The sequence below is a fragment of the Actinocrinis sp. genome, assembly GCF_035653575.1.
Lineage (GTDB): Bacteria > Actinomycetota > Actinomycetes > Streptomycetales > Catenulisporaceae > Actinocrinis.
Genome location: NZ_DASRBQ010000055.1, coordinates 17,862 through 29,507, shown reverse-complemented (window position 1 = coordinate 29,507; position 11,646 = coordinate 17,862). Strand labels below are relative to the sequence as shown.

Below are 11,646 nucleotides of genomic sequence, written 5' to 3'. Positions count from 1 at the left end.
GGGGTTGATAGGCCCGGCATGCACGCCCGGTAACGGGCTTAGTGGACGGGTACTAATAGGCCGAGGACTTACCCCACCCCAACAAGCACGACGTGATCCAGCGCACCACGACGAGACTCGCATCCACTACCCGGTTCACAGGCCCTCAACCACGCCACCACCCCCGCGGGTCACGCGGCGGGTGGGTCGTTGCGGGGGACTGAGAGTGTTGCGGCGGCCATGGCGGCGGGGAAACGCCCGGACCCATTCCGAACCCGGAAGCTAAGCCCGCCAGCGCCGAGGGTACTGCCGGGGAGACCCGGCGGGAGAGCAGGACACCGCCGCACAACCCGTACAGCTAGGCCCCGCCCGAGTGATCGGGCGGGGCCTAACTGCGTTATAGCGATAAGCGCTAAACAGACGATGCATTGCGGCATTGCGGCATTGCGACATCGCGGCGCTGACGACGCGAGCTTTGGGCCGGCGCGAAGGTGAAGGCGCCCAGCGACGCAGGAACGGCAAGAGGGTCGTGTGCCGGCGTCACCGGCACACGACCCTCTTCGACGAATAACTCCGGACCCTCCGGACCCGCCACCGGGCCCGGCTGGTAGCGGCTTTACTCCTCTTCCAACTCCTCGTCGTCCTCGATGTCGCCCTCATCCGAGAAGTCACCCTCGAAATCGATCGCGCGACGGGCATCCGCGTCCAGGACACCCCACTCGATCAGCTGGTCGACCAGCACCGAAGGCTGAAGGTCGAAAATAACCGAGAGCGTGCGAAGGTCGTCCTGGCGAATCGACAGCACACGACCGTTGTAGTCGCCACGCTGGCTCTGAATCGCCGCGACGTAACGCATCAGCGGCGCCGCCTTGTCCTCGCCGAGGTTCTGCAGAACCTCCAGGTTGAGGATCAGCTTCGGCGGAAGCTCCGCCGCGGCGTTCGGCGTGCCGCCCGGCAGCAGCTCGTGCACCGGGACGCCGTAGAAATGCGCCAACTCGGCCAGGCGCTGCACGGTGACCGCACGGTCGCCGCGCTCGTACGAACCGACGACCACAGCCTTCCAGCGTCCCTGGGACTTCTGCTCGACCCCGTGCAGCGACAACCCCTGCTGGGTGCGGATCGCGCGTAGCCGCGCACCCAGGGCCTTAGCGTACTCAGTGGACATATGCTCTCCCCATCAAAGACTGCGTCGGTCGTGACAGTCGGCAACCGGGCGGGACCGGATTCAGTTCGCCTGACTGCGCATCGGCACGCGAGTACCGGCAGTTCGCCCTGGTCATCCAAGTGCCAACCGGGTTCGGTCGTCCGTGGCGGCGACCCTGAGTGATGTTACGCAGAGTAACCTGCACCCGTCAAGGCACTCGTTCACCGGATAACCGAACTGTCAATGCCTCCCACCCTATGTCATATTCTGCGACGATCTACATCGGGGAGCGCTGGCCGAGGCGCACCGGCTGCTCAGGCGCCGGGCCAGGCTCACGCGGTGATCGTCGCCGAGGTTTAACGATCTTTCGGTCGGCTTGGCGGAATCGGTAAGAGCCTTTGACGAAGTGTTGACGCAACCGCGCCTGATAGGGTTGTGGTGATCGCGCTGCGATCGATTCTGGCCGTCCTTTAAGTCCTGTCCGGTGAGACAGGGAAGGAGGTCTGCTTCGGCATGACCATGCAGTCCGGCGCCCGTTCCTCGAGCCTCGATCCGACTGTCGCGCGGGCCGTTCTCGACGCCCCCGCCATCGATCGCGCATTGACCCGCATAGCGCACGAGATCCTCGAACGAACCGGCGGTGCCGAAGATGCCGTCCTGCTCGGCATTCCCACCCGCGGCGCGGTCCTCTGCCGGCGGCTCGGCGAGCTGATCACCCGCTTCGAAGGCCGCTCGATCCCGCTCGGCTCCCTCGACGTGACCATGTACCGCGACGATCTGCGGCTGAAGCCGGCCCGGGCATTGGGCCGAACCGAGATTCCGTCCGGGGGAATCGACGGTCGGCTCGTGATTCTGGTGGATGACGTGCTGTTCTCCGGGCGCACGGTACGCGCGGCGCTGGACGCGTTGAACGACTTGGGTCGGCCGCGCGCGATCCAGCTGGCCGTACTGGTGGACCGCGGGCACCGCGAACTGCCGATCCGCGCCGACTACGTGGGCAAGAACCTGCCCACCTCGCTGCGCGAAGCAGTCGAAGTGCACCTCAGTGAGACGGACGGGCGCGACTGCGTGCTGCTCGGGATCAAGGGGGAGTGAACGATGGGAAAGCGGCACCTGCTCTCGACCGCCGATCTGACGGTCGATGACGCGAACCTGATCCTCGACACGGCGCAGGAGCTCTCGACCATCGCGGGCCGAGCGATCAAGAAGCTGCCGACGCTGCGCGGCCGCACCGTGGTCAACCTGTTCTTCGAGGACTCGACGCGAACCCGGATCTCCTTCGAGACCGCGGCAAAGCGACTGAGCGCGGACGTCATCAACTTCTCCGCCAAAGGCTCGAGCGTGTCGAAGGGCGAATCGCTCAAGGACACCGCGCTGACGCTGGAGGCCATGGGCGCCGACGCGGTAGTCGTGCGGCACTGGGCGTCCGGCGGAGCCCACCGGTTGGCGAACGCCGGTTGGATTCATAGCTCCGTGGTGAACGCGGGTGACGGGACGCACGAGCACCCCACCCAGGCGCTGCTCGACGCGTACACCTTGCGACAGCGGCTGGGATCGGTCGCGGGACGGCACGTAGCGATCGTCGGCGATGTGCTGCACAGCCGAGTCGCACGCTCGAACGTGCACCTGCTCTCGACCCTTGGCGCAGAGGTCACGCTCGTGGGGCCGCCGACGCTGCTGCCGCATGGAGTGGAGAGCTGGCCCTGCGCCTATTCATATGAGCTGGATCCGGTACTTCCGAAGTGTGACGCGGTGATGATGCTGCGCGTCCAGCGGGAGCGGATGAACCAGGCGTTCTTCCCCACCGAGCGCGAATACAGCAGGCGCTACGGCTTGCAGGCCGCGCGGATGGCGATGCTGCCCGAGCACGCCGTCGTCATGCACCCCGGGCCGATGAACCGCGGCTTGGAGATCTCGGCGGAAGTCGCCGATTCCGTGCGTTCGACGATCACCGAGCAGGTCGCGAACGGCGTCTCGGTGCGGATGGCCGTGCTTTACCTGCTGCTCGGCGGCGCTGAGTCCGCGATTGGGAACGAAGAGGAAGGCTCGGCGCGGTGAGCGGCACGAGTTATGTGATCAAGGGCGCGCAACTGCTTGGGGGAGAGGCTGGCGACCTATACGTCAGCGACGGCGTATACGCGGAGGATGCGGTACGCGGTGCGCAGGTTGTCGACGCGGCAGGACTGATTGCGCTTCCTGGTCTGGTGGACCTGCACACACACCTGCGCGAGCCGGGTCGTGAAGACGCCGAGACGGTACTCACGGGCACGCGGGCAGCTGCGGCCGGTGGATTCACCGCTGTGCACGCGATGGCGAACACCGATCCGGTAGCGGACACGGCGGGCGTGGTCGAGCAGGTCTGGCGGCTCGGGCGTGAGGCCGGGTACTGCGACGTGAGACCGGTGGGTGCGGTCACGGTCGGCTTGAAGGGCGAGCGGCTCGCCGAGCTCGGTGCGATGGCCGACTCGGCGGCGCGTGTGCGCGTCTTCTCCGACGACGGACACTGCGTCTCGGACGCGGCCTTGATGCGTAGGGCGCTCGAATACGTAAAGGCGTTCGGCGGCGTCGTCGCGCAGCACGCCCAGGAGCCACGGCTGACCGAGGGCGCGCAGATGAACGAGGGCGAGCTCTCGGGCGTGCTCGGCCTGCAAGGCTGGCCGGCGGTCGCCGAGGAGGCGATCATCGCGCGAGACGTGCTGCTCGCCGCGCACACCGGATCGCGGCTGCACATCTGCCACCTGTCGACCGCCGGATCCGTCGAGATCGTCCGGTGGGCCAAGGCGCGCGGCTACCCGGTGACCGCCGAGGTGACGCCGCATCACCTGCTGCTGACCGAGGATCTGATCCACGGCTACGACCCGATCTACAAGGTCAATCCGCCGCTGCGCTCGGCCGCCGACGTCGAGGCGGTGCGCGCCGGGCTGGCGGACGGCACGATCGACGCCGTCGCGACCGACCACGCGCCGCATCCGGTCGAGGCCAAGGACTGCGAGTGGGCCGTCGCGGCCATGGGGATGCTCGGCCTGGAAACGGCTTTGTCAGTGGTCCAGCGCACCATGGTGGAAACGGGTTTGCTGGACTGGGCAGGCGTAGCGGACCGTATGTCCGTGCGGCCGGCCCGGATCGGCGGATTGGCCGAGCACGGCCGGCCGTTCGAGGCGGGCGCTCCCGCGAACCTGGTGCTGGTCGACCCCGCGGCCTCGCGGGTGATCGAGCCGGGCGCGCTGCAATCGCTCTCGCGCAACACTCCTTACGCGGGGATGAAGCTGCCGGGTGCGGTCGTGGCGACGCTGCTGCACGGATCGGCGACGGTACTGGACGGACGGGTGGTGGAACGGTGAGCGCGGCGATGACGACTGCTGCGATGGTGCGTGCGGTTGCCGCCGCCGCGGCCGGGCAGCACAGCGCACCGGTAACGCACTGGGGCGGGCGCATCCTGCTCACCCTGCTCGTTCTCGCGGTGCTCAGCGGCGTGTACTGGCTGATGTGGCGCGGCTGGAAGAACCGTGCCGCGCGCCAGGCGGACCTACCGGTTCCCCCTTCGACCGCACCGGAGGGCAGCGACCTCGGTGACGCGGTCGAAGGTGTCTACGCATCGACCACGACACACGGCGATTGGCTGGACCGGATCGCGGTACACGGCCTTGGCGTGCGCAGCAACGCGTGGGTGCGCGTCGGCAAGTCCGGCGTGCTGTTCGAGCGTGAGGCGGCCCCCGACGTGTTCGTGCCGGCGGAGGACGTGGAGTCGGTGCAGACGGCGCCTGGCATCGCCGGGAAGGTGACCGGCGGCGAGGGCCTGATCGTGCTGACCTGGCGGCTGGGCGAGCGGGTGCTGGACACCGGCTTCCAGCCGCGCGCCAAGAGTGACCGGGCGCGTTTGATCGACGGGGTGGACGCCCTGCTGACGGAAAGGACGAAGGGATGACCGCCACGGACGCCGTCCTGGTGCTCGAAGACGGCCGCACCTTCCGCGGCGAGGCCTACGGCGCGATCGGCGCGACCTTCGGGGAGGCCGTGTTCGCGACCGGGATGACGGGCTACCAGGAGACGCTGACCGACCCCTCGTACCGGGGCCAGGTCGTGGTGATGACGGCCCCGCACATCGGCAACACGGGCGTGAACGACGAAGATCCGGAATCGTCGCGCATCTGGGTGAGCGGTTACGTCGTGCGGGATCCGGCGCGGCGGGTGTCGAACTGGCGCGCTGTGCGCTCGCTCGACGACGAATTGGCCGCGCAGGGCGTCGTCGGCATCAGCGGCATCGACACCCGCGCGCTGACCCGGCATCTGCGCGAGCGCGGCGCGATGCGGGTCGGGATCTTCTCCGGCGAGGCCGCCGAGCAGGACACCGGGGCGCTGCTCACGCAGGTCCTGGAGAGCCCCGAGATGAAGGGCGCGAACCTGGTCGGGGACGTGACCACGGCCGAGACGTACGTCGTACCGGCGATCGGGGAGCGGCGCTTCCGGGTCGCGGCGGTCGACCTCGGCATCAAGTCGATGACCCCGCATCGGATGGCCGAGCGCGGCATCGAGACGCACGTCGTGCCCGCCGGGATCTCGCTGCCGGAGCTTCTGGCGCTGGAACCTGACGGGGTGTTCTTCTCCAACGGTCCCGGCGACCCGGCTGCCGCGGACGCCGCGGTGGAGTTGGCCCGCGGGCTGCTGGAGCGCCGCGTGCCGGTCTTCGGGATCTGCTTCGGCAACCAGATGCTCGGCCGCGCGCTCGGCTTCGGCACCTACAAGCTCAAGTACGGGCACCGCGGCATCAACCAGCCGGTGCAGGACCGCCTCACCGGCAAGGTCGAGGTCACCGCGCACAACCACGGCTTCGCGGTGGACGCACCGCTGGACCGCGTATCTGACACACCGTTCGGACGCGTAGAGGTCAGCCACGTGTGCCTGAACGACGGGGTCGTGGAAGGCCTGCGCTGCCTGGACGTGCCCGCGTTCTCGGTGCAGTACCACCCCGAGGCGGCGGCAGGGCCGCACGACGCCGCGTACCTGTTCGATCGGTTCGTGGAATTGATGCAGGGCGAGAAGGACGGCGCACCGGCCGTGAACGAGTCAGCGGAGGGTGGGGCCTGATGCCGAAGCGCAACGACCTCAGTTCGGTCCTGGTGATCGGCTCCGGACCGATCGTCATCGGCCAGGCCTGCGAGTTCGACTACTCAGGCACCCAGGCCTGCCGCGTGCTCAAGGCCGAGGGCCTGCGGGTGATCCTGGTCAACTCGAACCCGGCCACGATCATGACCGACCCGGAGTTCGCCGACGCCACGTACGTCGAGCCGATCACGCCCGAGTACGTCGAGAAGATCATCGCCAAGGAGCGGCCCGACGCCCTGCTGCCCACCCTCGGCGGCCAGACCGCGCTGAACACCGCGGTCGCGCTCGCCGAGGCCGGGGTGCTGGAGAAGTACGGCGTCGAGCTGATCGGCGCGAAGATCGAGGCCATCCAGGCCGGCGAGGACCGCGACCGGTTCAAGCGGATCGTCGACTCGATCGGCGGCGAGTCCGCGCGCTCGGTCATCTGCCACTCGATGGAGGACTGCCTGGCCGGGGTCGAGACCCTTGGCGGCTACCCGGTCGTCGTGCGGCCCTCCTTCACGATGGGTGGCGCGGGCTCCGGCTTCGCGCACGACGAGGAGGAACTGCGCCGCATCGCCGGCACCGGCCTCCAGCTGTCGCCGACCACCGAAGTGCTGCTGGAAGAGTCGATCCTCGGCTGGAAGGAATTCGAACTCGAGCTCATGCGGGACCGCAACGACAACGTCGTGGTGGTCTGCTCGATCGAGAACTTCGACCCGATGGGCGTGCACACCGGCGACTCGATCACCGTCGCGCCCGCCATGACGCTCACCGACCGCGAATACCAGCGGCTGCGCGACCTCGGCATCGCCATCATCCGCGCGGTCGGCGTGGACACCGGCGGCTGCAACATCCAGTTCGCGGTCAACCCGGACGACGGCCGGATCATCGTCATCGAGATGAACCCGCGCGTCTCCCGCTCCTCGGCGCTGGCCTCGAAGGCCACCGGCTTCCCGATCGCGAAGATCGCCGCGAAGCTGGCCGTCGGCTACACGCTCGACGAGATCCCGAACGACATCACCAAGCAGACCCCCGCGTCGTTCGAGCCCACGCTCGACTACGTCGTGGTCAAGGTGCCGCGCTTCGCCTTCGAGAAGTTCCCGAACGCCGACGCCCGGCTGACCACCACGATGAAGTCGGTCGGCGAGGCGATGGCGATCGGCCGAAACTTCCCCGAGGCGATGCAGAAGGCGCTGCGCTCGCTGGAGAAGAAGGACGCGCAGTTCGACTTCGGCGGCGAGCCCGGCGACAAGGCCGCGCTGCTCGAGCAGGCCTCGATTCCGACCGATGGCCGGGTCAACGCGGTGATGGCCGCGCTGCGGGCCGGGGCGAGCGTGGAGGAGGCGCACGAGGTCACCGGCATCGACCCCTGGTTCCTCGACCAGCTCGCGCTGATCGAGGAGCTGGCCCGCGAGCTGGCCGCCGCGCCCGAGCTGACGCCCGGCCTGCTGCGCCGGGTCAAGCGCTACGGCTTCTCCGACGCGCAGATCGCGCAGATCCGCTCGCTGGAAGAGCCGGTGGTTCGCGCGGTGCGGCACGCGCTCGGCGTGCGGCCGGTGTACAAGACCGTGGACACCTGCGCGGCCGAGTTCGCCGCCAGCACCCCGTACCACTACTCCTCCTACGACGAGGAGAGCGAGGTCGCGCCGCGCGCCAAGCCCGCGGTCATCATCCTCGGCTCCGGGCCGAACCGGATCGGGCAGGGCGTCGAGTTCGACTACTCCTGCGTGCACGCCTCCTTCGCGCTGCGCGAGGCCGGCTACGAGACCGTGATGGTCAACTGCAACCCGGAGACCGTCTCCACCGACTACGACACCTCCGACCGGCTCTACTTCGAGCCGCTGACCCTGGAGGACGTCCTCGAGGTCGTACACGCCGAGAGCCAGGCCGGTCCGCTGGCCGGCGTGCTCGTGCAGCTCGGCGGGCAGACCCCGCTGGGCCTGGCGCAGCGGCTCAAGAACGCCGGCGTGCCGATCGTGGGCACCAGCCCCGAGGCGATCCACCTGGCGGAGGAGCGCGGCGCGTTCGGACGGGTCCTCGAACAGGCCGGACTGCCGGCGCCCAAGCACGGCACCGCCTTCTCCTTCCCCGAGGCCAGCGCGATCGCCGACGAGATCGGCTACCCGGTGCTGGTGCGGCCCTCGTATGTGCTCGGTGGCCGCGGCATGGAGATCGTGTACGACTCGGCCTCGCTCGCCGAGTATCTGGAGCGGCACGCCGGCCTGGTCTCCGAGCACCCGGTGCTGGTCGACCGGTTCCTGGACGACGCGATCGAGATCGACGTGGACGCGCTCTACGACGGCACCGAGCTGTACCTCGGCGGGGTCATGGAGCACATCGAGGAGGCCGGGATCCACTCCGGCGACTCGGCCTGCGCGCTGCCCCCGATCACCCTCGGCTCGCACGACATCAAGCGGCTGCGCGCCTCCACCGAGGCGATCGCCAAGGGCGTCGGCGTCAGGGGCCTGATCAACATCCAGTTCGCGCTGGCCGGGGACATCCTCTACGTGCTGGAGGCCAACCCGCGCGCCTCGCGCACCGTGCCGTTCGTGTCCAAGGCCACCGCCGTGCCGCTGGCCAAGGCCGCGGCCCGGGTCAGCCTCGGCGCCACCATCGCCGAACTGCGCGCCGAAGGGCTGCTCCCGGCCGAGGGCGACGGCGGCGCGCTGCCGCTCGACGCGCCGATCGCGGTCAAGGAGGCCGTGATGCCGTGGTCGCGGTTCCGGATGCCGGACGGTCGCGGCGTGGACGTGCTGCTCGGTCCGGAGATGAAGTCCACCGGCGAGGTCATGGGCATCGACGCCGACTTCGGCACCGCCTTCGCCAAGTCGCAGACCGGCGCCTACGGCTCGCTGCCGATCGGCGGGCGGGTGTTCGTCTCGGTCGCGAACCGGGACAAGCGCTCGATGGTGTTCCCGGTCAAGGCGCTGTCCGACCTCGGCTTCGAGATCCTGGCCACCGAGGGCACCGCGGAAGTGCTGCGCCGCAACGGCGTGACCGCGACCGTGGTCCGCAAGCACTCCCAGGGAACCGGTCCGAACGGCGAGCCGACGATCGTCCAGCGGATCATGGACGGCGATGTCGACCTGATCATCAACACCCCGCACGGCGTCGGGCCGCGGCTGGACGGTTACGAGATCCGCACCGCCGCGGTCTCGATGGGCAAGCCCTGCATCACGACGATTCAGGCCCTTGGCGCCGCCGTGCTCGGCATCGAGGCACTGCGCCGCGGAGACGTGGGCGTCGGGTCGCTTCAGGAGTACGCGGCGCGGATCAACGCGTCGAGGGCCGAGGCCGGCGGACTCCAGACCGCTGCCGAGGTCGCGGCGTCGGACGCGGCCTCCGTGCCCAGCGCGGTGAGTTGATGCTCTACCGGCTCCTGTTCGCAGCCGTCTTCCGGCGGATGGACCCGGAACGCGCCCACCGCCTCGGTTTCGGCGCGATCCGGGCCGCCACGGCAGTGCCGGGCGCGGCGCGGGTCTTGCGGTCCTGCTGCGGCCCGCGCGATCCGGCCTTGTCCGTACGCGCCCTCGGCCTGCACTTTCCGGGGCCGTTCGGCCTAGCGGCCGGTTTCGACAAGAACGCGGTCGGCATCGACGGGCTCGCGGCGCTCGGCTTCGCCTTCGTCGAGGTCGGCACGGTCACCGCGCGGCCCCAGCCGGGCAACCCGGCGCCGCGCCTGTTCCGGTTGCCCCGGGACCGGGCGCTGGTGAACCGGATGGGCTTCAACAACGACGGGGCCGAGGCGGTGTCGGCCCGGCTGACGCGCTGGCGGGAGCGGCAGCGGCGCAAGGGCCGGACCCGGGGCGTCGGATCGCCGATCGTCGGCGTCAACCTCGGCAAGAGCAAGGTGGTGCCGGAGGCCGAGGCGATCGCCGACTACGAGACCTCGGCTCGGCTGCTCGCCCCGCTGGCCGACTACCTCGTCGTCAACGTCTCCTCGCCCAACACCCCCGGGCTGCGCGACCTGCAGGCCGTCAGCGTCCTGCGACCGCTGCTGCTGGCCGTGCGCGCGGCGGCGGACGAGGCGGCCGGCCGACACGTGCCCTTGTTGGTCAAAATCGCCCCCGACCTCGCCGACCAGGACATCGACGCGGTCGCCGACCTGGCCGTCGAGATCGGCCTCGACGGCATCGTGGCGACGAACACCACGATCCGCCGCGACGGCCTGGCTACGCCTTCCTCCGAAGTCGAGGCGTTCGGCGCCGGCGGGCTTTCCGGCCCGGTGCTGCGGGAACGCGCACTTGAGGTACTGCGGCGGCTGCGCGCGCGCGTCGGCGACGAGATGACAATCATCGGCGTCGGCGGAATCACGACGGCGCAGGACGCCGCCGAGCGGCTGGCGGCCGGCGCCACGCTGCTTCAGGGCTACACCGGATTCATCTATGCGGGACCGTTCTGGGCCGCCCGCATTCATCGCGGCCTGAGCTACAGCGGATGGATCCAGCCAGGCCCGCGCCGGCGCGACGCGCCCTCGCCCGCGACCGAGCGAAATCACCCGGGCGGCCCAGGCCGCCGAGAGGAGAACGCGACCCGATGACCGCCCCGTTCGGAGCCCGGCTGCGCGCCGCACTCGACACCCGCGGCCCGCTATGCGCCGGCATCGACCCGCACAGCTCCCTGCTGACCTCCTGGGGCCTGACCGACGACGTGGCCGGCCTGGAACGCTTCGCGGCCACGGTCGTCGAGGCGTACGCCGACCGCGTCGCGGTACTCAAGCCGCAGTCCGCCTTCTTCGAGCGCTTCGGCTCGCGCGGCATCGCCGTCCTGGAGCGCACGATCGCCGACGCGCGGTCGGCGGGTGCGCTAGTCATCCTGGACGCCAAGCGCGGCGACATCGGCTCGACCGTGGAGGCCTACGCCCAGGCGTACCTCGACTCGGCCGCGCCACTGTTCGCCGACGCGCTGACCGCCTCGCCCTATCTCGGCTACGGCTCGCTCGAACCGCTGTACGCGACCGCAGAGAAGCACGGCGCCGGCGTATTCGTGCTCGCCTTCACCTCGAACCCGGAGGGCGGCGCGGTCCAGCGCGCGCTGACCGCGGACGGCAAGACCGTCGGCGCGGCGATCCTGGAAGGCGCGGCGGCGCGTAACGCAGGGCTCGAACCGATGGGCCCGATCGGCGCGGTGGTGGGCGCGACCCTCGCCGAGGTGCCGTTCGATCTTTCCGCGCTGAACGGGCCGATCCTCGCCCCGGGCCTCGGCGCGCAGGGCGCGACGCCCGAGGATCTGCGTGGGCTCTTCGGCGACGCCCTGCACAACGTCGTCCCGGCGATGTCGCGCGAACTGTTACGCCATGGACCCGATGTCGCCGGCCTTCGCGAGGCCGCGGCGCGGTCCATCGATGCTTGCCGTGCAGCGTTGGCGTACTAAGGGACACGGTTTCCGCGGCACGGGCAAAGCTTTGGCGCGTAAGTCGTAGGATCTATGCCTTCTGA

General features: G+C 69.7%; 9 protein-coding genes and 1 rRNA gene. 9 read left to right on the top strand and 1 reads right to left on the bottom strand.

Translation table 11 applies throughout. The features are described from left to right. The first annotated feature begins 209 nt into the window (after positions 1 to 209). Positions 210 to 326, top strand: a 5S ribosomal RNA gene (gene rrf / locus VFA06_RS07710). A 269-nt stretch (positions 327 to 595) separates the two neighbouring features. Here rrf and VFA06_RS07705 read toward each other — a convergent pair. Continuing rightward, complete coding sequence (locus VFA06_RS07705) at positions 596 to 1,144, bottom strand: transcriptional regulator (RefSeq protein WP_324839744.1); 549 nt, start codon at positions 1,142 to 1,144, stop codon at positions 596 to 598. Between the two features lie 492 nt (positions 1,145 to 1,636). Between VFA06_RS07705 and pyrR the strand changes: the two genes are divergently transcribed. From pyrR to pyrF, 8 genes are read left to right on the top strand one after another with little or no spacing between them, the layout of a single operon-like run. Further along, positions 1,637 to 2,218 (top strand): bifunctional pyr operon transcriptional regulator/uracil phosphoribosyltransferase PyrR, encoded by a 582-nt coding sequence (pyrR, locus tag VFA06_RS07700; RefSeq protein WP_324839743.1) that lies wholly within the window; start codon positions 1,637 to 1,639, stop codon positions 2,216 to 2,218. Positions 2,219 to 2,221: 3 nt separating this feature from the next. Next, the gene (locus VFA06_RS07695; protein ID WP_324839742.1) at positions 2,222 to 3,181 is read left to right on the top strand and encodes an aspartate carbamoyltransferase catalytic subunit; all 960 of its coding nucleotides are present in this window, start codon (positions 2,222 to 2,224) and stop codon (positions 3,179 to 3,181) included. Next, positions 3,178 to 4,464 (top strand): dihydroorotase, encoded by a 1,287-nt coding sequence (locus tag VFA06_RS07690; protein WP_324839741.1) that lies wholly within the window; start codon positions 3,178 to 3,180, stop codon positions 4,462 to 4,464. The genes VFA06_RS07695 and VFA06_RS07690 overlap by 4 nt, the downstream gene beginning before the upstream one ends. 8 nt (positions 4,465 to 4,472) lie before the next feature. Further along, positions 4,473 to 5,048, top strand: a complete 576-nt coding sequence (locus tag VFA06_RS07685; RefSeq protein WP_324839740.1) for a hypothetical protein — start codon at positions 4,473 to 4,475, stop codon at positions 5,046 to 5,048. Next, complete coding sequence (gene carA / locus VFA06_RS07680; protein ID WP_324839739.1) at positions 5,045 to 6,208, top strand: glutamine-hydrolyzing carbamoyl-phosphate synthase small subunit; 1,164 nt, start codon at positions 5,045 to 5,047, stop codon at positions 6,206 to 6,208. The genes VFA06_RS07685 and carA overlap by 4 nt, the downstream gene beginning before the upstream one ends. Beyond that, on the top strand, positions 6,208 to 9,573 hold the full coding sequence (carB, locus tag VFA06_RS07675) for a carbamoyl-phosphate synthase large subunit (RefSeq protein WP_324839738.1): 3,366 nt from the start codon (positions 6,208 to 6,210) through the stop codon (positions 9,571 to 9,573). Before carA ends, carB begins: the two co-directional genes overlap by 1 nt. Further along, positions 9,573 to 10,748 carry a quinone-dependent dihydroorotate dehydrogenase gene (locus tag VFA06_RS07670; RefSeq protein WP_324839737.1) on the top strand — a complete coding sequence of 392 codons (1,176 nt, stop codon included), beginning with the start codon at positions 9,573 to 9,575 and terminating at the stop codon, positions 10,746 to 10,748. Before carB ends, VFA06_RS07670 begins: the two co-directional genes overlap by 1 nt. After that, entirely contained in the window at positions 10,745 to 11,581 is an 837-nt protein-coding gene (pyrF, locus tag VFA06_RS07665; RefSeq protein WP_324839736.1) for an orotidine-5'-phosphate decarboxylase, read from the top strand. Before VFA06_RS07670 ends, pyrF begins: the two co-directional genes overlap by 4 nt. Positions 11,582 to 11,646 lie beyond the last annotated feature (65 nt).